Source organism: Rhodococcus yunnanensis NBRC 103083 (assembly GCF_001895005.1).
GTDB classification, from domain to species: domain Bacteria; phylum Actinomycetota; class Actinomycetes; order Mycobacteriales; family Mycobacteriaceae; genus Rhodococcoides; species Rhodococcoides yunnanense.
In genome coordinates, this window is sequence record NZ_BCXH01000015.1 from 91407 (window position 1) to 114954 (window position 23548).

General features: G+C 61.4%; 18 protein-coding genes and 2 pseudogenes. 10 read left to right on the top strand and 10 right to left on the bottom strand.

The features are described 5' to 3' along the window. Nucleotides 1–15: 15 nt before the first annotated feature. The 8 genes and pseudogenes from RY1_RS21485 to RY1_RS21515 form a co-directional block, all read right to left on the bottom strand. Nucleotides 16–1407 carry a branched-chain amino acid aminotransferase gene (locus RY1_RS21485; protein WP_084727673.1) on the bottom strand — a complete coding sequence of 464 codons (1392 nt, stop codon included), beginning with the start codon at nucleotides 1405–1407 and terminating at the stop codon, nucleotides 16–18. Then, nucleotides 1404–2843 (bottom strand): condensation domain-containing protein, encoded by a 1440-nt coding sequence (locus RY1_RS21490; protein ID WP_072806080.1) that lies wholly within the window; start codon nucleotides 2841–2843, stop codon nucleotides 1404–1406. The genes RY1_RS21485 and RY1_RS21490 overlap by 4 nt, the downstream gene beginning before the upstream one ends. Before the next feature lie 277 nt (nucleotides 2844–3120). Next, nucleotides 3121–4296 (bottom strand): Imm52 family immunity protein, encoded by a 1176-nt coding sequence (locus tag RY1_RS30735; protein ID WP_245819839.1) that lies wholly within the window; start codon nucleotides 4294–4296, stop codon nucleotides 3121–3123. A gap of 836 nt (nucleotides 4297–5132) precedes the next feature. Further along, nucleotides 5133–7316 carry a helix-turn-helix domain-containing protein gene (locus tag RY1_RS21505; RefSeq protein ID WP_245819840.1) on the bottom strand — a complete coding sequence of 728 codons (2184 nt, stop codon included), beginning with the start codon at nucleotides 7314–7316 and terminating at the stop codon, nucleotides 5133–5135. Between the two features lie 189 nt (nucleotides 7317–7505). Continuing rightward, nucleotides 7506–7883 (bottom strand): annotated as a pseudogene (locus tag RY1_RS31065) (ATP-binding protein); the annotation flags it as partial. Between the two features lie 157 nt (nucleotides 7884–8040). Further along, nucleotides 8041–8841, bottom strand: coding sequence for an aldo/keto reductase (locus RY1_RS21510; RefSeq protein ID WP_245819853.1), 801 nt, complete (start codon nucleotides 8839–8841; stop codon nucleotides 8041–8043). Next, the gene (locus RY1_RS30745; RefSeq protein ID WP_245819844.1) at nucleotides 8727–8963 is read right to left on the bottom strand and encodes an aldo/keto reductase; all 237 of its coding nucleotides are present in this window, start codon (nucleotides 8961–8963) and stop codon (nucleotides 8727–8729) included. Before RY1_RS30745 ends, RY1_RS21510 begins: the two co-directional genes overlap by 115 nt. A 206-nt stretch (nucleotides 8964–9169) precedes the next feature. Then, the gene (locus RY1_RS21515; protein WP_218019836.1) at nucleotides 9170–10651 is read right to left on the bottom strand and encodes an MFS transporter; all 1482 of its coding nucleotides are present in this window, start codon (nucleotides 10649–10651) and stop codon (nucleotides 9170–9172) included. A gap of 100 nt (nucleotides 10652–10751) precedes the next feature. Between RY1_RS21515 and RY1_RS21520 the strand changes: the two genes are divergently transcribed. From RY1_RS21520 to RY1_RS21550, 7 genes are all read left to right on the top strand, one after another. After that, nucleotides 10752–11366 carry an SbtR family transcriptional regulator gene (locus RY1_RS21520; protein WP_072806083.1) on the top strand — a complete coding sequence of 205 codons (615 nt, stop codon included), beginning with the start codon at nucleotides 10752–10754 and terminating at the stop codon, nucleotides 11364–11366. 89 nt (nucleotides 11367–11455) lie between these two features. Continuing rightward, nucleotides 11456–12808 (top strand): NtaA/DmoA family FMN-dependent monooxygenase, encoded by a 1353-nt coding sequence (locus tag RY1_RS21525; RefSeq protein ID WP_218019837.1) that lies wholly within the window; start codon nucleotides 11456–11458, stop codon nucleotides 12806–12808. Then, complete coding sequence (locus tag RY1_RS21530) at nucleotides 12805–13836, top strand: LLM class flavin-dependent oxidoreductase (RefSeq protein WP_072806084.1); 1032 nt, start codon at nucleotides 12805–12807, stop codon at nucleotides 13834–13836. The genes RY1_RS21525 and RY1_RS21530 overlap by 4 nt, the downstream gene beginning before the upstream one ends. Nucleotides 13837–13921: 85 nt before the next feature. Continuing rightward, nucleotides 13922–15565: an ABC transporter substrate-binding protein gene (locus tag RY1_RS21535; RefSeq protein ID WP_072806085.1), complete on the top strand. Its 1644-nt coding sequence runs from the start codon at nucleotides 13922–13924 to the stop codon at nucleotides 15563–15565. After that, complete coding sequence (locus RY1_RS21540; RefSeq protein ID WP_072806086.1) at nucleotides 15553–16518, top strand: ABC transporter permease; 966 nt, start codon at nucleotides 15553–15555, stop codon at nucleotides 16516–16518. The genes RY1_RS21535 and RY1_RS21540 overlap by 13 nt, the downstream gene beginning before the upstream one ends. Before the next feature lie 11 nt (nucleotides 16519–16529). Continuing rightward, nucleotides 16530–17369 carry an ABC transporter permease gene (locus RY1_RS21545; protein WP_218019838.1) on the top strand — a complete coding sequence of 280 codons (840 nt, stop codon included), beginning with the start codon at nucleotides 16530–16532 and terminating at the stop codon, nucleotides 17367–17369. Then, a complete protein-coding gene (locus tag RY1_RS21550; protein ID WP_139279940.1) occupies nucleotides 17366–18937 on the top strand; it encodes an ATP-binding cassette domain-containing protein in 1572 nt (523 codons plus the stop codon). The genes RY1_RS21545 and RY1_RS21550 overlap by 4 nt, the downstream gene beginning before the upstream one ends. A 40-nt stretch (nucleotides 18938–18977) precedes the next feature. Here RY1_RS21550 and RY1_RS21555 read toward each other — a convergent pair whose 3' ends face one another. Both RY1_RS21555 and RY1_RS21560 read right to left on the bottom strand, forming a co-directional pair. Continuing rightward, a complete protein-coding gene (locus tag RY1_RS21555) occupies nucleotides 18978–19958 on the bottom strand; it encodes an alpha/beta hydrolase (protein ID WP_072806087.1) in 981 nt (326 codons plus the stop codon). A gap of 151 nt (nucleotides 19959–20109) precedes the next feature. Further along, a complete protein-coding gene (locus RY1_RS21560) occupies nucleotides 20110–21105 on the bottom strand; it encodes a hypothetical protein (RefSeq protein ID WP_139279941.1) in 996 nt (331 codons plus the stop codon). 242 nt (nucleotides 21106–21347) lie between these two features. On the opposite strand from RY1_RS21560, the gene RY1_RS21565 reads away from it, so the two are divergent. From RY1_RS21565 to RY1_RS21575, 3 genes and pseudogenes are all read left to right on the top strand, one after another. Beyond that, entirely contained in the window at nucleotides 21348–22118 is a 771-nt protein-coding gene (locus RY1_RS21565; RefSeq protein ID WP_245819854.1) for an AfsR/SARP family transcriptional regulator, read from the top strand. Nucleotides 22119–22210: 92 nt separating this feature from the next. After that, nucleotides 22211–22738: pseudogene (locus tag RY1_RS30375) on the top strand (allene oxide cyclase barrel-like domain-containing protein). 443 nt (nucleotides 22739–23181) lie between these two features. Further along, nucleotides 23182–23436 carry a hypothetical protein gene (locus RY1_RS21575; protein WP_072806090.1) on the top strand — a complete coding sequence of 85 codons (255 nt, stop codon included), beginning with the start codon at nucleotides 23182–23184 and terminating at the stop codon, nucleotides 23434–23436. The last annotated feature ends 112 nt before the right edge of the window (nucleotides 23437–23548 follow it).

The window sequence follows — 23548 nt, forward strand, 5'->3', positions numbered from 1 at the left end:
TTTGGACAATCAGCATCAGGAGCAAGTTTCTACCTTCTTAGCTATTTGTGCGCTCATAGCGTCGATAAAATCGGTGAGCCTAGGGTTGTTATAGAGGTCACGAATCGAGGCGTTAAAGCCGTAGATTTCGCTAATTCTGTTGATGACTCGCGCTGCTGTCACGCTGTACCCGCCGGACTCGAAAAAGTCGGATTCGCCACTCACCTGGGCTGTGAGGACCTCACCCCAGATCAAGGTTATAGTTGCGCTGACATCAGTGGTGTTCTTGGTTATGTCGGCCATGCTCCAACCCTCACGTGTGTCGTCGATCCGGTGGAGCCAACCATCGGAGGCTTTATCGATGCCGCGGTGAATGCTCGTTATCAGCGCTTGTAACTCTGCGGCGACCGGTCCGGGGCGACCGTCGCCAATTTGCCACGACCGGGCATGCCCGCGAACATGCCCGACCGAGGTAATTTGAGCAGCGGTGCCGCAGGCGAGGGTTTCGGTGAACCGGCCGGATATACAACCGGACTCCCACTCATCGACGCTTACCGGACGTTCAACCACGGAAAGTCCGAGACGAGGGCCAAGCTCCAGGATCGACTCCCTGGTAACGCCTGGCAATATTGTCCCGGTCAATGGCGGTGTGACCAACTGGGCGGCATCGGGCTCGACGAAAAGAAGATTCATTCCGCCGAGCTCTTCGATCCACTGGCGTTCGATTGCGTCGAGCCAGACCACTTGGTCGCAACCATGTTCTGCGGCCTGCTCCTGTGCGCGATAGCTGGCGGCATAGTTTCCCGCGTACTTAGCCGCGCCTACCCCACCAGGGACGCTACGTACGTAGTCTTCACTCAACCAGACGTCGATGGCGCGCCTGGCACCGAAGAAGGTCTCTGTGACGAACCCTGTGAGCACGAACAGGTAGTTGCGAGAGGGATGAAGCCCGAGGTCCGCGTCGGCAGCTAGCAGAAGTGGGCGCAGATAGAGGCTACGGTCTTGTTCCAACGGAACCCAAGCTGCATCCTCCCGAACTAAGTGCTCAACTGCGTGGACAAAGTCACACACTGGGAGTTGCGGCATCATCAGACGCTCAGCGGAGCGTTGGAATCGCTCGGCATATCGGTCGGGCCGGAATACGCCAACACATCCATCGTCCAGTCGATATGCCTTGAGCCCTTCGAAGACGATCTGCCCATAGTGCAAGCCCGCCGTGGCCGGATCCAAGAGCAGCGGGGCAAGAGGCTCGACCTGACCGTTGTGCCATCCCGCATCAGGACTCCACCGCAACGTGACCATGTGTTCGGTAAATGCTCGACCGAAAGTAGCGTCCCGGCAGCGTTCGACCCGAGTCTCGACATCGAGCTTGTTGGTGGCCGCGCGGATGGTGAACTGCACAGCATCTCTATTCGCAGCGCTGGTCATAGGGGTTCCTTTCCTGGTGGTGAATCCTCCGGCTTCAGCCCGAGGAATTCGATATCGGCTTGCTCCTCAGTCATTTCCAGCAACCCCAAGACAAACCTCGCCTCGGCCATTGCAAACTGCCCACCTCCGAGCGCAGCAGCTAGGTTTGCTGCCACCAAGCGCGGTGTCGGGGCTCGGAACATCGTGACCTCTGTAATTCCAGAGTCATGCGCCAGCCCGAACAATTCCCGTAGTTCAACAGCGATACGAGCAGCAGCGAGAGAATGTCCCCCTAGTGCCAAAAAGTCCTCGTCCGGGTCGTTAACCTCAGTCCGCAAGTGAATGGCCCACACCGCCTGCACTATGCTGATCATCACGTCATCCGAGTCCGGCAAGGGTAAAGTTGTGGGTTCGGTAGGTATTTCGGGCGCGGCCGATGCCGTAGGTACGCTTACGAGTTCGGATAGTTCTGAAATCATGACAGCTTCGGGGTCAGACAGTGCGGTGCACAGTAATTCTATGAACTCGTCGGCTATTTGGCCGGCCGCAGTATCGTCGTAAAGCGTGATCGCGTAGATAAGTTCGAGATCCGCACAGTCCTGCTCACGATCGAGCACGCTAACAGTGAGCGCGAAAGGCGAGCGGCCGCTGTGAAGTTGCTCGATCGGGCCGATGTCCAAGCCGGCAAAGCCGTTGCGAGGTACCCGGATGGGATCGACAAGGGCAAACAGCACCTGAAACAACGGACCGAATCCGCTAATACGAGGTGGGTGAACCTCCTCGACCACTGCCTCGAACGGCAACCGCTGGTGGTCCATCGCGTCGAAAACGGATTCTCTTATGTTCCGCACCAACGCGCCAAACGACATTTCACGGAAAACTGTTCGAATTACCACGACGTTTACCAAATAGCCGATCAATCGCTCGAACGCACTCTGGTTCCGAGCGGCCACTGGAGTGCCGACGGCGACGTCGGACAGCCCCGTGAGTCTGTGCAAGAGAACGTTCACGACAGCGAGATAGACGGTAAATTGGGATGTATGTTGGCTACGCGCAAACTCACGCACTTTCGCGACAACACTTGCAGGCAAGGAACGCTTACAGATCCGAGTCTCCCACGATCGCGCTCCGCCCAGTCTTTCTCTCTCTGTGTTGCCACGGCTGGACGGCGGAAGCACCAACTCTGGTACTCCCGCAAGCTGCTTCCGCCAGAAGTCAACCAGTGCAGGCCTATTGGGGCCACGAAGTAGATCCTGCTCTACCTTTACAGCGTCGGCGTAGCGTGCTTCCAGGATGGGAAGCATAGGATCCTCACCGCGCACACGGGCAGAGTAGATCTCGCCGAGCTCTTCCAGCAGCACATCGCGCGATACTCCGTCGAATATGATGTGGTGCACAATAAAAAGCCTTGATGGTCGCTGTAAATACCGCCTGACAGTGCGGTAACTGTCGTTCACGCAGCGTCCGCGTCGACCGAGACTTCCGGTTGTTTGAATGAATGGACGGCAAGCGAACTGCTCCTCGCCCCTGGGTCGACGGCCTCACAGAGTCGGTGGAACCGGAAGAATGGTGACAACCAATACGCGGCGGCCTATCAGATCGCGAACTGGACTGGTCTGTCCCCCGCCGTTTGCTTGCCAAAGGCAGGCCATCGTTGAATTGCGACTCACCAAAGCAGCCCACTGGTAGATAATCACGAGAACAAATGAACGGGAGCCAGGCTGATTCTCTGACTCAATCGTTCGTGTAGCCGAGTGCGAGACGTAGCGCTCTTGCTTCGTCAAGGTCCGGCGAGTGTGGATCGCCTGAGAGTCGAAAGACAGTCCCGTGAACGGCTTCGCTGACATCGACGGTTCCAGGAAGGAGCGCGAGGTCCACGTCGACGGCACTTGCGACGTACGTCAACCATCCGACCGGAATCTCCTTTGCACGTCGGTTGATCTTCTGCGCTTTCCGAAATGATGCGGTTAGTGCCGACGCATGATCGGGCTGCCATGTTTCGATAAGGGTATCGAAGGATTCTTTGACCACGGGTGCTGTTCCGGTGGCGGGGATTGCATGGTCAGGGTTGGGGAAGTCGAATTGCACGAAGTTGCCGGTGCGCACGTTTTCGACGTTGCACCGGACGCGGTACTTCACGGGACGGTCATTGTGAAGGCGGGCCAGGGTGAAGCTGAATCCGCTGCCGTCCATTACCTCACCGCGATCGTTCATGAGCCTGCTGGACTCGACCAACTCCGAGAGGCCATCCAAACCTGTTGGCAAGGAATCTAGATCGGCGGCACTGGATGCGCCGCCCTCGGGAATCACGAGCCAATTCGAGAACAGATCTCGTTGCGCTGGAATGCCATCGACCGACTTGCTGAGCCGCTCTGCGCACTGGTAGGCCGACTCCGAGCGTGGTCCCCACGCGAGCCCAACCGTCAAGCTTTCACTCACCCTACGTCCCTCCATCTCGTTACTTCGGCGGAACAAAGACAACCTCGATCTGACCGAAACCGGCAGCATCGAGAGTATTCTGCATCGCCTCAGCGGCGCGTTCGTCGGCAGCAGACCACACAACCGGAGTGTCACCCGCCGCAGCCAGCTGACGTTCGGCTTGTTTAAGAAGCTCGTCGTCGCCTTTGAAGAACGGTTTCCACTCACCATTCGCATCCAGAAACTGCTCGTATCCGGGACCTTTGGCGTCCTGAAGTGCCCCTCCGCGAACCCGTCGAACGCAACCCCGTCGACAACATACTCGGTTCCGGGTGGGCTACCGGTTACCTGCTCCTGGTACTCCATGGCCCGCTCGGACATGTGGTGGTTTCGAGCTTCCCATTGGCCTGGGCCATCGTCGGAGCGGAATACATCCGGGATCTTTGACAGGATCTCGTCTACGGATGCGACTGCACCGAACTTGTCCTGCAAGTAGGCGATGACTGCTGCGCCGCTGACAACGCCGGTCGCGGTCAGCGCTGCGGTTGCTAGAACCGATGGCGGAGGCGAACCCGATGATCACAAGCGGGAAGAAGCCCTGCATGCCGCCGTTCGAGTCGCCCAGCGCCGCAGTCGTAGACTCCACTGCTGACGCCGCGGCCGCATCTGCGGCCAGGAGTTCCGCCTGCGCTACGGTAATCGCTGTTGTCCACTCAGCGAGCTTTGCAGCCGCATCCGGTGCATCTGGGTCCAACGGGACTAGCGCCCAATTGTCGGACACAAGAATGCCGTTCGCTTCCGCAAGCTTGGCGAGGTGGAGCAACCGTAACCGGGCAGTGGCAATATTCGCCAAGCCGAATGTGACGTCCGCCCGAATTTGCTTGATCCCGCCAGCCGTGATCTTCGCGCCGTTAGCGAGTGTGTCGATCTGCTCACTGGCGGCATCATGGGCGCTACCGCTCCACGCCCCATCTGAGGGCGTGCCCGACACGTGCGAGCTGAGACGCTTGCTCTGACTCGAGAGTCTTTCCGCAATGTCGTCCAGCATCTTGATTTGTGCGGACGCGGAGGTTGGATCCCACGTCGAGATGGCTTCCCGCTGATAGCTCACTCGTCGAACTTCTGAAGCGACTGGGCAAATGCGTCATCGGTCCTCTTCCTAGCCACCCGCTGAGGCGGTGACGTTGAAGCCGCTGGCAGGCGGCACTTTCACGCGCGTCACATACACACCGTGAAAAGGCCTTGCTGGCTCGACCAAAAGTGGCTCACGAGCCGATCAAGCGCCGATACTCGATCAGAGATAATCTGATACTTGCGGCCGGGATGAATCAGGCAGCCTCGACCATGAGTCTCACTAGTTGTGTTCGATTGTTTATTCCCAGCTTTCGATAAATGTGTGTCAGATGGATATCGACGGTCCGGGGACTCAGGTGCAGCAGATCAGCTATTGCCCGGGTCCGCATTCCAGTTGCCGTGATCTGCGCGATCTCCACCTCTCGCCGGGTCAGCGACGCGAGTGCGGGGGGTGGTGTGGTAGCGGTCTCTCTCGAAATCGGTATGACCTTGCGGCGAGTGGACTCGGTGTTCTCGTAGACGACGGACTTGCCGGCCCGATGTGCGAGTTCTCGCGCCGCCCGCAGGTCCGGGGCGCCGTTACCATCCTGTCCGGCGGCTGAGGCTAGGGCCCCCGCTTCGTTGAGTGCACGGATCTGCGGTCCCCGCATACTCAGCTCCGCAAAAAGCTGCGCGGACCGGCGATACAGCTCGGCCGCCACCAGATGCTGCTCGCGCATCCGAGCCAGATGACCCGCCGCCAGAGTGGCATAAGCGTTCGCGTGTCCGGCCGCACCGGCACCGGACGCCGCCTGCTGGGCGCGGTCGACCCAATCGACTGTGATTGGGTCGTCCTGGTCGGCGCCGATGTCGGCCAGGGTTTCGTAGCACCAGGGACGCATCGACGGTGCAATGAACGACAGATCGGCTCCCGCCCCTGTGGATAAGATGACGGCGGCGCAGCGATCAGCGTCCCCGTGCATCTTCAGCGCGGAGGCCAGTTGTAGTGCTGCATTCGTGCCGAACCACCAGCCGCCCAACTTCCGAGTAACGAGCGCCTTCTCTGCGGACTGGACGGAGACCGAGCTACCGTCTACCCGGTCACTCCAGGAAAGATACGAGTATTCGAGCACTTCGGCGACCTCTGCGACCCGGCCGGCGCCGAGTGCCCTCGCCGCGGTCTTTGCATCGGTGGCGATCCGTTGGGCGGTATCGACAAGCGCTTTGCAGTGGTAGGCCGTACTCAGTCCTATGAGAATGACAGGTGTCATGCAGGACAGCCCGTGTTTATGTGCGATGGACATCTGGCGCTCGAAATGAGCTATAGCGGAATCGAATTGCGCTGTCATGATCTCGGACCATCCGAGGATGGCGAGGTAGTCGGGATAGTCGTCCAGTTCGTCGTCTGTGGAGAGTATCGCAAGCTCGGCGGCATGCGATATTTTCTGCGCTGCGCTCGCGAAGTCGCCGTGGTAGGCGGCGGACAGGGCCGCCATGCCGACCATCGCGAGCTCGTCCACGTTCGTCATCTGATGGGCATGTCGCGAGTTACGGCGTGGTGGCACCGATCCGAGTTGGTCGATGTCAGGAAGTTCTCCGTCGAACATGCCAACGATCGTGAGGCGGGCGACCATTCGAATCTTGTCTGTGAGTCGATGGTTACTCGGTCTGCTGATCTCGACCTGGAGATCAGTGCGTGCGGACACGTCCTCCTCGAGAAAGCACTTGATCAGGGCCAGATCTGTCACGATCAACGAACGTTGGCGATCTGTGGCGCCGACACGCTGCTGCGTCAGGATGGCCGCTGCGTCGACCAGTTTTCCCTGAGTGACGAGTGCCTTCGCGAGGAGACGGTTCTGCTGAACGGCCTGATCGCCCGGGGTTGCGACGTCCGCAGCTATACGCAACCATCTGATTGCGTCATCGGGGCGGTCTGCGAGGACCTCCTGGGCCGCGAGGCTGAACGTCTCGAGACCGGAAGCGCATCGGCTCGCCGCGATTTCGAGATGACTCGCGAGCGTGGGTGCTTTGGCTGTCTCGGCGAGCACCACTGAAGCACTCAGGTGAAGCTTCTTTCGGTGGGCCGGCCGGATCTGGCGGTACACTGCGTGACGAACCAACTCGTGCCGGAACCGGAATACCTGCGGCTCCAGGGTCGGTCGGATCAGATCGTGGTCGAGTAGTTCTTCCTGCGTTTCGGCAACGTCGATCGACTGCTCGAGGAGCTGGGCGGCATAAACGATCGAAAAAGTGCTGCCGAGTATCGCTGCCGCCTGCAGGAGAGTTGTACCGGAGCGCGTCAAAGCCTCGGTCTCACCAGCGACGAGATCGTCGAACTGGGTGTCGGCAGGGTTGTCGTCGACTGTCCACTCCCAAGTAGATGATTTTGCCAGGAACAGTAGATACCGCGGCACTCCATTACTGGCGCTGTGTACGTTCATCAGATCGAGTCCGGACATTTCTGCCAGTGCGGACGATTGCTCAACGGTCAATGGCGGCAACGGCATACGGATTGTATGACCTGTCTCACATCCCTTGGCAAGAGCTGAGCGCAGTGCCGAAGTTGCTTGGCGGGGACGATACGAGAGTACGAGTAGCACCGGGCCGCCAAGTGGGTGGCGGGTGAGGTATTCGACCAGCTGAATACTTTCGTCGTCCGCGTGATGGAAATCATCGAGCACGAGGAGCGTTGGGATCGAGCGTAATTCGTGCAATGCCCTGTGTAGCTCTTGCATGGTCGGCTGGGTGCCTCGCGGCGCTGCGTCTTCCAGTAGGGGCGAGAGCGCTGACAGGGGTGAGCGCCGATCTTGCGCCGCACTACGGCCGTGGAGAACAGCAATGCCAAGATCTTTTGCCTGTTGGCACATTCCGACGACGAGGCGGGTCTTACCGGAGCCGGGTTCACCTGCCAGCGCTATCAATCCGCCAGTACCCTTGGCCAGTTGGTGAAGCGCGTCGGTCAGTTCGGCGGCTTCAGATGTGCGTACCTGAACGGTATCGGCTGAGGTGAGGCGCGCAAAGTCCACTCAACTAGGTTCCCCTGCCGGTCGTGGAAGCTCAAGATTAAAGGCAAGCACTGATTTTAAAGAAAGGTCTTCTTTGTCGCCGTATTGACAGGCGGGCCGGATCTGCGGAAGCGAGTCGACGGGTCAGACCCGGCCCTGCCGGTAGAGATCACCCGCGTCAGAGGTCGACGAACTGGAGACTAAAATCTGTCAGCTTGTTACCTCGTACCAGGGAGGCAGGTAGAGCCCTTTCGATCTCTTTGACCTCGTCGGCGCTCAGCAGTATCGATGTCGCACGGAGGTTCTCTTCGAGATGATCGACGCGTCGCGTGCCGGGGATGGGGATCACGTCTTCCCCCTGATGCAACAGCCATGCGAGCGCAAGCTCACCCGGGGTCGCGCCGTGCTCGCGAGCGAGTTGTTCGAAAGGCGCCAGTAGGGCGAGATTGGCGTCGAAGTTCTCCTCGCTCAGTCGCGGTTGGGCCGCGTAACGGAAGTCATTGGCGTCGAATGCTTGACGCGACCGATAACGGCCGGTGAGAAATCCTCGACCAAGTGGTGCGTTCGGAACAATTGCTATCCCCAGTTCCCGCGCGGTCGGGGCGATTTCGGCTTCGATTTCCCGGGACCACACCGACCACTCGGTCTGCAACGCGGTGATGGGATGTACCGCGTGTGCGCGTCGAATCGTCGCAGGTGCTGCCTCGGAGAGGCCGACGTGCAGGATGTCACCGGCTCTGACCAAGTCCGCCAGGGCTCCGACGGTTTCTTCGATGGGTGTGTTCACGTCCACACGCGCTTGATAGTAGATGTCGATGTGGTCGGTTCCGAGGCGCTGTAACGAACCGTGGACGGCCTGCTTGACTAAGCTGCGTCGCCACGAACTTCCTGACCGATTCCGTTGTCGGCGCGTCTGACTCCGAACTTTGTCGCGATCTGGACCTCCTCGCGGTGCGGAGCCAAGGCGCGTCCGAGCAATCGTTCATTCTCGCCGTGACCATACACATCACTGGTGTCGAACAGGGTCACGCCCAACTCCACCGCTCGCTGCATTGTCGCGAGCGACTCCGACTCGTCGGTGGGCCCATAGAATTCGCTCATTCCCAGACCGCCGAGGCCAAGAGCGGCGACTCGTCCAGTTCCGAGTGTGCGTACGGTAGTTCGGTCATTCCTATGCTCCATATGGTGTTGTGGGTGTGGTCGTCTTTCAGCCTGTAACAACGGTCTAATGGCGGGCTTGAGGTCTCGGTGGCGCCCCTCGAGCCCGCCACGAGGTGTCGTTTTCGACTGCGTGTTCGGGGTGATGTCTAGGTGGTCCCAACGGTGTCTTGTTTGCTTCTCTCCGGCGTGAACCAGAAGCCGAGAGTGACGATGATGGCAAGCGCTGCGATTCCCGCCGACCACTGGAAGACGGACGATATTTGAGGACCGTCACCGGATGTGTACGGGATGAGCAGTATTGCGATGCCGAGGGAGCCGCCAAATGTCAAGGCGGTCTGCAGGATGCCTGCCGTGATGCCGGTATCTTCTGCGGCGGTGCTGCCGAGGATGATCATATTGAAAGGCACGATTGCCAATCCGACTCCCGCGCCGAGCACGACCAGCCAAGGAAACACATCTGACCAATATTCGCTACCGCCGTCGAGCCGGATCAGCAGTGCCACAGCCACAGTCACGATCACCAATCCGATCAGCCCTCGCAGTTTGAGGCTGACCGCCGCAAGGTAGCGCGGTGCGAACTGGGCGACGACAAAAATTGCAACGGCAAAGGGAAGGATCGCGAACCCGGTGGCGAGGGGTCGCAAGCCGAGGCTCGAGGCGAGGTACTGCGGAATAAAGAACAGGAACGAGGTCAGGACCGCCGCAAGCAGCAGCAGGTCGATGAAGCCTCCGAGGCGCACGCGCGATGCGAAGATACGGCCGGGTAGCAGTGGATCGTGTGTGCGGCCGTCCACGGCGACGAAGACTCCCAGCAGAACCAGGGCGGCGGTCAACGAGAACAGCGTCCACGCGTCACTCCACCCGTCGTGTGATGCGCGAACCAAGCCGTAGACGCCGGAAGTGAGCGCAGCCGTTACGAGTGCTGAGCTGATGACGCCAAGTGAACGTTTCGTCGGCGCAGCGCTCGGCGGATGGATCGTCTTGATGCCGATGAGCACGATCACCACCGCAAGCGGTGTGTTGATCAGCAAGCTCCAGCGCCAACCACCGGCTTCGGTGACCAGGGCTCCGAGTATGAGGCCTGAGGCAGCGCCCAATCCGGTGACTGTCGAGTAGAGGCCGAATGCCCGCTGCTGCCTGGCGCCCTGGAAGAGCGCGGCCAGCAGAGCGAGACCGGCCGGACCTGCGAGTGCTGCACCCGCGCCCTGTCCGATGCGGCCGATGATCAGGGTTGCAAAGTTCGGTGCGAGCCCGGCGACGAGTGAAGCCGCAGCAATCGACGAAGCTCCGGCGAGGAACACTGTTTTGTGCCCGAGCGCGTCTCCGAGACGTCCGCCGAGAAGGAGGAAGCCTCCAAAGGCGAGGAGGAAAGCGTTCAAGACCCAGGATGCGCCCGCTTCGGTGATCCCAAGATCCGCGCGGAGCTCCGGAAGAGCGACGTTGACGATCGTGCCATCGAGCTGAAGCATGAACTCGGCGCTGACGATGGCTGCGAGAGCCAATCCTCCTGCCAGCGGTGCTCCGGTGTCCGACGATGCGGGCTTCGTCTGGTCGGGTGGGTCGAGCTCGGCGACATCGGGTTCAGGGCCATCCACGTTCGTGGTGGCGGATCTGGCCTGTTCACTCAATTTGTTCCTCCGGTTGATAGGGGGGCTTAAGGTGAGCCTGGTTCGAGTTACTCTGGAATGGTAAGTCGAGACAGCCTCAGTTTGTCAACAGGAGAGTCAGATGAAGCGAGATAAGGCGTATGTGGCCAAGAGGCCGAAGCGGGCCGACGGGCAGCGAAACTACGATGCTGTGCTGTCGGCCGCAGCGAAAGCCTTTGCCGTCGAGGGTGCGGATGCGTCTCTGGCCGACATCGCCGCGGCGGCAGGGGTAGCCGTCGGAACGTTGTACGGTCACTTTCCCACCAGGGAGTGTCTGGTCGAAGCGTCGACCCGCGATGGTCTCGATCGACTGGTACGGCATGCCGACGAGGTCTCGGCGCAGCTCGATCCCTACTCGGCGCTAGTCGACTGGATGAAGCGAACTGTACTGCACTTCAGCACATTTCGAGGTCTGGTGGGAATTCTGACCAAGAGCATGTACGACGAAGGAACACCGTCGCATCACTCGTGTCTGGCGATGCACGCAGCTGGCGCAAAATTGTTGAACGGAGCGCACCGCGTCGGGACTGTCCGTGATGATCTGACTGTCGATGAACTGTTCGATGTGTTGTCGGCGGTTGCCTGGCTTCGCGAGGCGGCGGATCAGGACGTCGAGCGAAGGTCGTCGCGCACCTTCGAGATCATGTTAGCGGGGATCAGCAGTTCAGTGCCGCCGGCCGAGTTTTCGTCTTCGTGATTTCAGGCGGCCTTTAGGTCGACGATGCAACGTAGACGGCTGACGCTGATGGGCGAGGACGGGAGCAAGAGCATGACGGAGTCGAAGCTGTGACTTTTGGATCGGTCGACATCGGATCACGTGAACTGATCCTCAATGTTCATCCGGTGGGAACCGGAAACCACCCTGGAGCCTGGCGGTGGCCGGGCGCTGACCCGCGTGCTTTCGCGAAGTTGGACGGCTATCTGGAAGCCGCCAAGGTGGCCGAGCGAGGCAAGCTGGATGCGATCTTCCTGGCAGACGTGCCGGGACTACACGCGCCGATCACCGACTACCCGATTGTCAACGGGCTGGAACCGACCATCATCCTGTCCGCCATCGCGGCCGTGACGGACCGTATCGGTCTTGTGGCGTCTATCTCGACGTCCTCGAATGAGCCCTACAACGTTGCGCGCCGACTGAGGGCGCTCGACCTCGCGAGCAATGGGCGGGCCGGATGGAACGCGATCACCACATCGAATCCCTTGGTGTCCCTCAATTTCGCGAATGAACTCCAGCCCTCGGACGAGAGATACGCGCGGGCCGACGAGTTCGTGGCAGTGGTGAAGGCCCTCTGGGACAGTTGGCGGCCCGATGCGTTGGTCGCCGACGTCGGGACCGGGCTGTTCGCGGATATGACCAAGATCGTCCCGATTGACCATCACGGAACCTTCTACGACGTGCGTGGACCGATCACATTGCCGCCGTCCCAGCAGGGGCATCCGGTGATATTCCACGCGGGTGTGTCCGATTCGTCGCGTAGGCTGACCGCGCGCACTGGCGAGGCGATGTTCAGCGCTGTTCCTGATATCGAAACCGCGCACGCGGAGAAGACTCAAATCGGCCGGCTCAGTGCCGAACTGGGGCGACCCGAGGGGGCGGTTCGGTATTGCCCCGGTCTGATCACCAGTGTGGGCAGTACCGAAGCAGAAGCTCTGGTTCGCCGCGAGCAACTCGACGAATTGAGTGACCTCGACGGCTTGGTCCGTGGACTGGCAGGCGTCCTCGGGGTAGACCCCGGCCATCTCGAATTGGACAAGCCGGTGCCGGTATCGATACGTGAGAGATTGACCGGTCACCAAGGTCGCGGCCGTCGCGCGATCGACCTGGTGCTACACGGTTTCACGGTTCGGGACGTGATCCGCAGGGGTGGTGCCAGCGGCCACATCACGGCAGCAGGAACGCCGGAGCACATCGCGGATCTGATCGAGAAGTGGTACACGGCAGGGGCAGTGGATGGATTCACGGTGATGCCGGACGTTACCTTTGATGGTCTTCCGGCGTTTGTGGACTTCGTTGTGCCGCTACTGCAGAAACGGGGAATCTTCCGAAAGGAATACCGTGGGACCACGCTGCGGGATCATTACAGACTCGGTGCGCCTGAGGTTGCCACCCGCACTGAACTGGTGAGGCATTCGCGATGACAGTGGTCTCATTTCTGGATCAGGGCCCCGTTTCGGAGGCGACCGGCCCGTCGCAGAGTCATCACGAGTCCGTTCGTCTGGCCCAGCTGGCAGAGGAGCTTGGCTATGTACGTTACTGGGTTGCCGAACACCACGGGGTTGCGAACATGGCCATCGCGGCCCCTGAGATCATGATCGGCCACATCGCGAACCGCACCTCGACGATACGGGTGGGCGCCGGCGGCATAATGCTCCCGAACCACACGCCACTGCATGTGGCCGAGCAATTCCGCACGCTCGAAACATTGCACCCGGGGCGGATAGACCTGGGCATCGGACGGTCGACGGGTACCGGCGATGATCCGACGAAGGACGCGTTGCTCCGATATCCGGACGCAATCGAGCGGTTCGCCGAGCACCTCACGCAACTGCTAGCGGTCGGGCGCGGACACGGGACCGGATCGCCGGACTCGTACGGACTACGGACCGCATCTCCGAGCGATGCTGTGCTACCCGAAGTATTCGTCCTCGGCTCGAGCGTCAACAGTGCGAGGTTCGCAGGGGCCGCAGGTCTGGGTTACGCCTTCTTCTGTGTCAATCAACGCGACGAACGCGCAGTGGACGCGCTCCGCAGTTACCGCGCCGCATTCGTACCCGCAATTCCCGGCGCGCGGCCACGCGGGGTCCTCGCTCTACGCGTATGGGTTGGTGATGATCAGGAGCATGCAGAGGCCTTGGCGGCGTCGGAACGACTAGCCGTACTCGACTATCTCGCAGGCACTCCGAAGGTACTCGAGCCCATGGATGCCGCGCTGCGTCGAAAACTGACCGCCGAGCAATGGGCAATCAGCCAAAGTCTGGACATGACTTCTGATCTCGTCGGCGGCGTCGAACCGGTTCGGCAGCGGTTGGCCAGTCTTCTCGATCGCACGGGTGCGGACGAGGTCATCGCGATCTCCAACATCCATGACCCCGCCGAACGCCGGGGTTGTCTTCGCCGACTCGCAGAAGCTGCAGCAGATCTCGTCGCGGGCTCTGCACTCGTCTGACCGATCCTGATCTTCCATCCCTGTACAACTCGATATTTCGCCCAACAGGCTGCTGCTGGAACCGATCCTTTGAAGGAGAAAACCGATGTTGTCCCGTAGAGACTTCCTGGCAAGGTCCGCCTTGTCTGCGGCCGGCCTGGCTTTGACATCGGTTGCGCTGCAGGCATGCGCATCCGGCTTCGACGGTGGGTCCGATGACGGACCTCCGCGCCGCGGCGGCACACTGACGTTCGCCACGACCGCCGAGCCGGACAGCTGGGACATCCACGTCTCCGTTTCGAGCCTGTCGGCACTCGTGCTCCGAAGTGTCTACGACTCGCTGACCAACTTGCGCCAAGACGGAACGGTGGAGCCATGGTTGGCCAAATCCTGGACGGTATCACCTGACGGAAGACAGTATGCGTTCGACTTGCGTGAGGGCGTGACCTTCAGTGACGGAGCACCGTTCGATGCGGAGACGGTGAAGCTCAACTTCGATCACATCGTGGCCCCAACCACCAAATCCCGGTTCGCGAAGACGCTCCTTGGTCCATACGAACGCACGGAGGTGACGGGACCACACTCGGTTGTCGTCCATCTGAGTGCGCCATATTCGCCTTTTCTCGGTGCGGTCAGCAGTACATACCTGGGGTTCCACTCGCCGCAGGTTCTTCGCGATCCCGGGCGCATTGCGCAGGGTGGCCAAAATCTTGTTGGCACAGGGCCATTCGTATCGACCTCGCTCACTGCCGGGCAAAAGGCGAGCTTCGCCCGGCGTGCCGGCTACGGTTGGGCGCCGGAATCGGTATCGAATCAGGGCGAGGCATATCTGGACGGGTTCGACCTCCAGTTCCTCTCCGATGACGCCGCGCGCGTCGGTGCACTCAGCTCGCGCCAGTTGGACCTCGCCGATCAGGTTCCGCCCACGCAGGTGGCGACTCTCAAGGGGCAGCCCGATCTCGAGATCACTGGCAAAGACAGCCTGGGTGCGCCGTTCACCTACTATCTCAACTCGACTCGAGGCCCCTTCGCCGACCAGAAGGTCCGCAAAGCCTTCCAATCCGCGGTGGACACCGCTGCCATCACCGATGGTCTCTTTCAAGGGGTCTACAGCAGCGGTTGGTCGGCGATCACGAGCTCGACGCCGGGCTATGACCCCTCGGTCGAAGGCACGTGGGGATTTTCGAGCGACAACGCCGACGAGCTGCTCGACCAGGCCGGATTCACCCGCACGGGAGAGTTCCGGAGCCGAGGCGGAAGTCCGCTGACGGTGACGTTGGTGTATGCCTCGGAGTTCACCACGCAATCCCAGCTGGATTACCACACAGCCGTCAAAGAGGCTGTAAAGGCGGTCGGTTTCGACCTGCAACTGCGTCCGCTGGACACCACCGGGATCGTCGCCGCCTTCACCTCCGGGGATTATGATCTCGGAGCCGCGTCGGCCACCGGTGTCGACGGATCTGTGTTGCGATCACTCTTTCATTCCGCACAATTGCCTGCTGTCGGCGGCGGGAACGTGGCGCGCGTGAACGATCCGGAGCTCGATCAGCTGCTGGATCGAGCTCTCAACACAGCGGATGACGAAGAGCGAAACACCTTATACGGCAGGGTGCAGCACAAGGTCATCGAGCAGGCGTACATCCTCCCCACGTTTGTGTCGCAACGCACTTTCGCGTCGCAGAAGCGGGTCAGAGGCCTCGCTTTGACAGTCCAGAACGAACCTGCCCTGGGTCGGATATGGCTCAGTTAAAGAAGCTCTCCCGACCCGCGACCTTCGTGATCACCAAGGTCGCGGCGGGAGTGTTCGTCGTGTGGGGCGCTGTCACTGCCGTGTTCTTCGTGAACGCATTCGCCGGCGGGAACAATGCCGAATCGATCATCGGCGCTGAGTCGGCAACCGTGCCGGGACTACGGGAACAGGTGACCGCGCAATACGGTCTGGATAATCCGTTGGTCGAGCAGTACTGGGATCGGATGTCCGCGTTGGCAACCGGTGACCTGGGTTGGTCGTACCAGCGAGACGAGCCCGTGACTCACGTCTTGGCGGGGCAGGTGATCCCGACACTGGTGTTGGCCGGTGCAGCTGCACTGATGGGTCTGCTGCTTGCGCTGTGTGCGACTGCGGCAACAGTGGGCCGAACCGGCGCATCGTCGAAGCTTCCCGGGGTCATCGAGATTCTGTTGGTGGCAACACCGCCATTCTGGACGGGGATCGTCCTGCTGACGATTTTCTCGTTCGGACTCCAGTGGTTCCCGGCCTTCGGGGCGACGGGGCCGGTGAGTCTGGTGTTGCCGACCGTGGCTCTCGCACTTCCTATCGCCGGTGTGCTGGCCCAGATCATGCGCAACCAGTTGGCGGAGGTGGATCGTTCGGCGTTCGCGTTGAGTGCGCGCGCCCGTGGCCTCACCGAGCGATCCGTGTTCTGGCATCACACGCTGCGGCATGCCATGTTGCCGACCCTAACGTTGTCTGCATGGACCCTCGGGACCCTGATCGGTGGGGCAGTTCTCGTCGAGCAGGTGTTTTCGCGCCCAGGTCTGGGTCGAGTTCTAGTGGATGCGGTGAAGGGCCACGACACACCGGTGGTGATGGCGGTCGTGACGATCTCGGCGATCGTCTTCGTGATCGCGAACACCACCGCCGATCTAGTCCTGCCGCTTATCGATCCGCGAGTTCGGGATCTTAAGGGGGCAGACGCATGACGATCGGTGGTGTGACGACATCTGATCTCTCCGATTCGAGCCGACCCGACACCCCCCGTAAAGGCAAGGTCACGATCGTCGTTTTCGTCGCGGGATTCGCCCTCCTGGTGCTGGTCCTGCTGTTCCCTGCGGTATTCGCAACAGAGTCGCCCACCGCCACCGACGCCCAGAACTCATACGCAGCGCCTGGCTGGGGGCATGTTCTCGGCACCGATCAGCTCGGTCGCGACGTCTACTCGCGGATCATCTACGGAGCGCAGGTATCGGTGATGATTGGATTGGTCGCTGCCTCGATCGCACTGGTGATCGGGTCTGTCGTAGGTTTGCTGTCCGCACTGGGAGGCCGGTTCGTCGACTCGACCTTCATGAGGGCAGTGGACATCTGGATGGCATTCCCCGAAGTGCTCTTGGCCCTCATGATCATCGCGTTGGTGGGTCCGGGGTCAGCCAACATCGCAGCGGCCGTCGGATTCGCTGCAGCGCCCTATTACGCCCGACTCATACGCAGTCAGGCGTTGGCGGTGCGGCATTCAGAATATGTCGAGGCGGCCAAGATCATCGGGGTTCATCCGGTCGTATACGGCGTGCGGCATGTGTTACCCAACATCGCCGGTCCGGTAGTGGTGCTCGCCTCGCTCGGCACTGGGACTGCTGTGGCGGCGGCCGCCGGCCTCAGTCTCCTCGGATTAGGACCGCCGCCGCCGAGCGCGGAGTGGGGGGCGATGATCGCCGCCGGTCAGCCGTATCTGTCGACTGCGTGGTGGATCGCCACATTCCCCGGGGTGGCATTGGTGGCGGTGGTGGTCATCTTCACTGTCGCAGGGCGAAAGCTGACGAAAGGTAGACGGTGAAGGCAAATCTGGTCGAGGTCTGCGGCTTGGAGATCGGCTTCGGCGCCGGCGAGAAGCCGGTCGTCAACGGCGTGTCATTCGAGATTGCCGCCGGAGAATGTCTGGCGATCGTCGGTGAATCGGGGTCGGGCAAATCTGTGACTGCGCGGGCGTTGTTGGGCCTGAGCGGTCGCGGCGCGATGGTTGGAGCAGAGAGGTTTCTCATCGGTGGTCATGATGTGACCCGGTTCGAAGAGAGTGACTGGCGGCAAATCCGTGGCGGGCGAATCGGGTTGGTTGCGCAGGACGCGATGCAATCACTCGATCCGCTGCGCAAGATTGGTAAAGAGGTCGAGGAGGGAGTCGGGCACACTCCTGGCGGCTCGTCGGAGCGCAAGCGGTTGGCGTTGGATGCGCTGCGTCGGGCAGGGATTACCGACGCACTGACTCGGATGGGGCAGTATCCCCACGAATTGTCCGGTGGATTGCGGCAGCGCACGTTGATCGCGTCTGCTGTGGCAGCGGGTCCGGACCTACTCGTCGCAGACGAACCCACTACGGCGCTGGACGTTATCACCCAACAGACGATCCTGGAACTATTTATCGAGATCAAGAAAAGCGGAACGGCGCTCCTGTTCATCAGCCATGACTTGGCCGCGATCTCCAAGGTCGCTGACCGGATAGCGGTGATGAAAGACGGTGTCCTCGTGGAACAGGGCACAGCAGAGGAGATCTTGACGCGGCCCTGCCATGAATATACTCAGCGCCTGCTGAGGAATTCGATACACACTCGGCGCGTCCGTCCCAGGAAGACCGGAGACGTCGTGCTGTCCGTCGATGGAGTGAGCAAGACCTATGGGGGTCGAGTTGCAGTCAACGATGTGTCGATCACCACCGCGGCGGGAGAGACGGTCGGGGTTGTCGGCGAATCCGGGGCTGGGAAGAGCACTCTTGGACGTCTGATCATGGGCCTGGATCGACCCAGCGCCGGCTCGATTCACGTTGATGGTGAGCCCTGGTCGGGGCTCAGCGAGCGACAACGGCGTCGGTTGCGGCGTCGGATCCAGTTGATCCACCAGAATCCGCTCGCTGCATGCGATCCCCGGTATTCGGTGCGACGCATCATCGCTGAGGCAGTGGGTTCGGGCAATGCTGTGGCGGAACTGCTTTCACTGGTGGGGCTACCAGAGGCGATCGAGCGGCGGCGTCCAGATGAGATCTCGGGTGGTCAGCGCCAGCGAGTCGCGATCGCTAGGGCACTGGCAACTGATCCGGACGTGCTGGTATGTGACGAGGCGGTGTCCGCACTCGATGCCTCTGTCCGGGGCGAGATCCTTGAGCTGCTGGCAGAGATCCAGCGGATCCGCTCGCTGGGCATCCTGTTCATCACCCACGATCTGGGTGTGGTTCACGAGATCTGCGATCGGGTTCACGTGATGAAAGATGGGGTGGTGGTCGAATCCGGTTGGACTTCCGAAGTCTTCGAGAACCCGCAGCACGCCTACACCACAGCGCTCCTGGACAGTGTGCCACGCATCGAGTTCCCCGCGACGGCGCGGGTCGGGGGTGGCGACGGCGCGTGGCCGTAGCTACGGTGCCGGTACCAGGGAAGGTGCCGTGTGCCGCCGCTCAGGGCAGACGTACCCGGTCGTCTGCAGGCACGGCCAGCCCGGCTGCCACGGCGCGAAGCCGTTCCTCTGCCGCTCTCAAGGAAATCGCGGCGAACGGGGCGAACATCTCCGATCCGTGAAATGTTCCGGGAAACGAATGCACCTCCACGCCGACTCCGGCGGCGGAAAGCCGGGCGGCGTACTCGATTGCTTCGTCCCGAAGCGGATCGAGTTCTGCCGTCGCCACGTACGTCCTCGGTAGGCCTGAAAGGTCGGACGCCCGGGCCGGTGCAGCGTAGTATGTCACGTCGGGGTCTCCGGGGCGTTGGTGTGGCCCGAGATAGGCCGTCCAGGCGGCGAGGCCGCCCGCGCTGGTGAAGCCCGGAGTGTCCGTGAAGTCGATCGCCGAACGGGTGGCCAGTCGATCGTCGAGCATCGGCACATCGAGCAACTGGAACGCCACGGCCACTTCGCCTTTGTCGCGCGCGAGCAGAACCGTCGATGCAGCCAGGGCGCCGCCCGAACTCGCGCCCCCGACGCCGAATCGATCTGAGTCGAGTCCGAAGGCGTCGGCCGACGCCGCGAGGTGGGTCAACGCCGAGTAACAGTCATCGAGGGGCTCGGGGAAGGGATGTGCCGGGGCCAGTCGATACTCGACGTTGGCAACCGCGATGTCGAGTCGGGCCGCGACGTCGGCGCAGAACCTGTTTGCGGCGCCGGCACTTCCGGCAGTGAACCCGCCGCCGTGAATCCAGACGAACACCGGCACCGGACCTTTCGGGCGTGGCCGCCGATAGAGACGGATCGGCACGCCCTCGGGTGTCACCAGATCGACACCCACGACCGGTGGCAATGTTCGTCGGGCAGCGGCGTCGGCCAGCTGCCGTTCGGCGGCGGTACGGATGGCAGCGAACGTTTGCGGCCGGGCGTGGTGCAAGTCCTGGGCGACCCGTGCCAGCTCGGGATCGATCCGCGCACGCCAGTGGTCGGGGTTGCTCATCGGTTCGGCTCCAATCCCAGCCCGTCGCTCCCGGGCGATTCGAGGTTCAGGGTCCGTGTGTGAGGCCGACTCCAGCGTTTCACTATCGGATCCTCCACTAGGACGAAGAGAGCTCGCCCGATCGCGACGCTGACGCCGAGTAGCAGAACACTCATGACTCTGCCGCGACGAGAACCCCCTGCGCGGAAAGTTGTTTGACGACGCCCTGCAGTGAGCGGAAGGACTCGACCCTGTAGGTGTCGGCGACCTCGATGCCCTCGACCCCGTCGTCACCGAGCACGCCACCCCAGAGTGTTCCGTCGAGGTCCACCGCGAGGATCTTCTTACTCCGACCGACCCGTTGCCTGGCGATGTGGCCGACCTCTCTGGCGTATCGATTCAGCAGTTCCGGACTCAGGTGGGCTTTGGCGTAGACGCTCAATCGTGGTTCGGTGACGGCGATTCCGTCGAAATAGAGTGTCTCCGTGTCCACCACGACGACGCCCGCGAGCTCGGCCAGTTCCAGGATCCGCACGTTGGCGCTTCGCCAGATGGCTCCGAGCCGTGCGCGCGATCGGTGATCGGTGAGCTGTGCAGCGGCCAGTCGGGGGAGCGGAATGGTGTTGAGTACCAGAGTAGTTGCGGGGTTTCGCCGACTGAAGTCCGTGACCAGCGAGGCCAGGAGATCGATCCGCTGATCCAGTACCGACTGCACGTTGTCGGGGCTCCAGACCGGTGGAACAGATCCGAACACGACGGCGGGGTCGAGTACGACGAGGGCAAGGTCGGGTGGGGAGACCGAGAACGGTGTCTCGCCGTCGCCGAGATCGCGGATCCAGGAGTCGAAATCGCATTCATCGACGCTCGCGAAAAGGCCGTGGCGGGCGCACTGTGCGGTCACCGCAGCCGAAAGGCCGCTCAGGACTGCGTTACCGGTCACCCCGACGGTGATGGTCGGGGTCCCCGGATGCGATGCCAGGACGTCGCGCGCTTTGATCTTGGACAGCGCGCGGCCTGCTTTGGACAGTTCTCCGGGTGGCAGATCGGCGAGCAACCCGCGGACCCGGGGATATTCGGCCACGAGGTCGCCACGTCGATGGAGGGCCAACACGGGCTCGGCGCTGGCGCCGGTGGGTTCGACGGCACTGCTGTGTGAAGGGCTGGGCATGTTGTCCATGCTCGTGGTCTGCGCTGAAGCCGAACCAAAGCTCAGCACAAGCGGCGCATTCTCGACAAAACCCGGCCGGTCGGTGACCCGTTGGCCGAAGATACGTAATTTCTCCGATGTGCTGTGCTGACCCTTTTGGGCAGACTTCATGATGACCGGTCCGAAGTGCCCGGTCTATCGTAGTCGGCGCTTTGAATGGGAGGTCAGAGTTGCGTTATCAAATACTTGGTGGGTTGAACGTAGTGTCGGACGACTCCCGCGGCAATGACGAGCAGTTGGGCGAGCAGATGACCGAGGACGTGTCGTTGCTCGGTGCGCGCAAGGTGCAGACGGTTCTGGCCGCGTTGTTGATCCGATCGAATAAGGTTGTGTCCAGTGATCAGTTGCTGCCTGAACTGTGGGGAGATTCTCCACCGCGTCGTGCCACCGCCGGTCTGCACGTCTACATCTCGCAGCTCCGCAAGTACCTGGCGACGGTGCAGCCGGGCCGGTCTCCGCTGATTACGAGGTCGCCGGGTTATCTGATCGAACTCGGTAACGATGATCTCGACCTGCTGGTGTTCCGCCGGCTCGTCCGAGAGGGACGCACCTGGATGCGGGCTGGCCGTCATGAAGAGGCCTCGGCCTCCTTCTGGTCCGCGCTCGAGCTGATCCGCGGCCCGATACTGAGCGATCTGGACGAGGGGGAGATCGTCGGCCGGTTCGTCGCGTGGGCCGAGGAGGCGCGACGGGAATGTGTCGAACTGCTCGTCGAATGCGACTTCATCCTGGGGCGTCACCGTGAGCTGATCGGTTTTCTCTATGACCTCGTCTACGAGCAGCCCCTCCGCGAGGTCTTCTACCACCAGCTGATGCTGGCTCTCTACCGGAGTGACCGGCGCGCCGATGCGCTCCGTGTCTACACAACCGCCCGCGAGACGTTGACGCGGGAACTGGGGCTCGAACCGTGCCGTGCACTGCGCGAACTACATCACGCAATACTCGTCGGCGACGAAACCCGACTGGCGGGCTGATCGATCCTTTCGTGGACGTTCGATGTCCGAAACGAAAGGTACCTGCGACCGGCATCCGCACATCAACCGCCTAAACAGGAGTTGTGAGGAACATGTCAATCTTGTCCATTGCAAAGCGTCTCCTCGGTGCGGTCTCGTCGTTGGCCATCTCGCGACTTGCGGTCCCGCCTTTCGCTCCCGCGGCCGAAGACCCGGCCGTTGCCGATCAAGCGAATTCCCTGCTGGGGCTGAATCTCTCGGAACGAGTGCTGAAGTACGACTCGAACAACGAGGATCCCGAGGGATTGAATCCGACCGTCGAGGATGCGGCGACCGTCGAATACGAGCTGTTCGACGGCGACGTGAAGGTCGGACAGATGAAGGGCGTGGGCCGGATGCTCTACAAGCGTGACCATGGTGCCTTCGTCGCGTATTTCTCCGAGGTGATCACGCTGACCGATGGCACTGTGATCCGGATCGGCGGACTCGTCGACGATTCACGCCTGACCGCGGGTGAGTAGGCAACCATCCAGGCCGTTGGCGTGGCAAGTAAGTTCAAGGGAGCGGTGGGCTTTCGACAATTCCAGCCGGTTGACACTCACAACGAAGATAAGTCGAACATCGTGCTGTACCGCCGTTGACGGGCCGCGCATCTTCGGTCTCCGATCGGCAAAGCAACTAGTCGATCTCGCACTCCACTGGGTGCTGGGTGCGGGTACTTTGGGCAGCTTACTCGGCTGGCGTCCTTCGGCGCCGGGACTGGGGTGATCCGAGGGGTTGAACGGTTCAGGTTGGACCGGTCCCACACAGTGTCACACGCGCAGCCTTCGTCGGTGAGGGACAGTGTGGGTGCTGCGGGACGCATCATCGGCCTGACAACCGAGACATAGGGTCAGCCGATCGACTAGACCGCTAATCGACGGCCCAGCGGCAGTGCGCGACCGAAAGGTGCTGCCGCACCGCATATGCAGACTGTGAATTGGCGTAACGAAAATTATCAGTGCCCGGCGCCTGCCGGGGGTACGTCCTTGCCGGACCAGAAGGGCTACCAGGATCCAATGATGGAACGTGTCAGGATCTGAGTATGGATGCAGAGTTCGAGTTTCAGATCGGCACGACCCCACCCGTAGGTGATCTTCAGTTCGAAAAGTTCTGGACAGCCTTCTCCGAAGAAGCTGCAAGCAACCGCGCGGAGAAGTCAACAGCGCGAAATTCGTTTTGTGACGAAATGTTCGTCACCCACAGAGCAGCATTGGAAGCGATGGATCTGCTAAGCCTTAGGTTAAGGCACCGCATCAAGATCAACTTCGATTGTGGACTGTCACCCATGTCCCGGTGACGCTGGGTCAAACATGTCCCGAACCCTTACACGTCATCCGGAGCGGTAACGGAACCTCACTGCCGGAGCGCTCGTTGGCCAGCGCTGACCGATGCACGGAAGGCTTGCAGTT

Coding starts and splice junctions, on each gene's coding strand:
- RY1_RS21485 (WP_084727673.1), bottom strand. CDS start 1,407: ATGACCAGCGCTGCGAATAGAGATGCTGTGCAGTTCACCATCCGCGCG.
- RY1_RS21505 (WP_245819840.1), bottom strand. CDS start 7,316: ATGTCCGGACTCGATCTGATGAACGTACACAGCGCCAGTAATGGAGTG.
- RY1_RS30745 (WP_245819844.1), bottom strand. CDS start 8,963: ATGAGCGAATTCTATGGGCCCACCGACGAGTCGGAGTCGCTCGCGACA.
- RY1_RS21520 (WP_072806083.1), top strand. CDS start 10,752: ATGAAGCGAGATAAGGCGTATGTGGCCAAGAGGCCGAAGCGGGCCGAC.
- RY1_RS21530 (WP_072806084.1), top strand. CDS start 12,805: ATGACAGTGGTCTCATTTCTGGATCAGGGCCCCGTTTCGGAGGCGACC.
- RY1_RS21535 (WP_072806085.1), top strand. CDS start 13,922: ATGTTGTCCCGTAGAGACTTCCTGGCAAGGTCCGCCTTGTCTGCGGCC.
- RY1_RS21540 (WP_072806086.1), top strand. CDS start 15,553: ATGGCTCAGTTAAAGAAGCTCTCCCGACCCGCGACCTTCGTGATCACC.
- RY1_RS21555 (WP_072806087.1), bottom strand. CDS start 19,958: ATGAGCAACCCCGACCACTGGCGTGCGCGGATCGATCCCGAGCTGGCA.
- RY1_RS21560 (WP_139279941.1), bottom strand. CDS start 21,105: ATGCCCAGCCCTTCACACAGCAGTGCCGTCGAACCCACCGGCGCCAGC.
- RY1_RS21575 (WP_072806090.1), top strand. CDS start 23,182: ATGGATGCAGAGTTCGAGTTTCAGATCGGCACGACCCCACCCGTAGGT.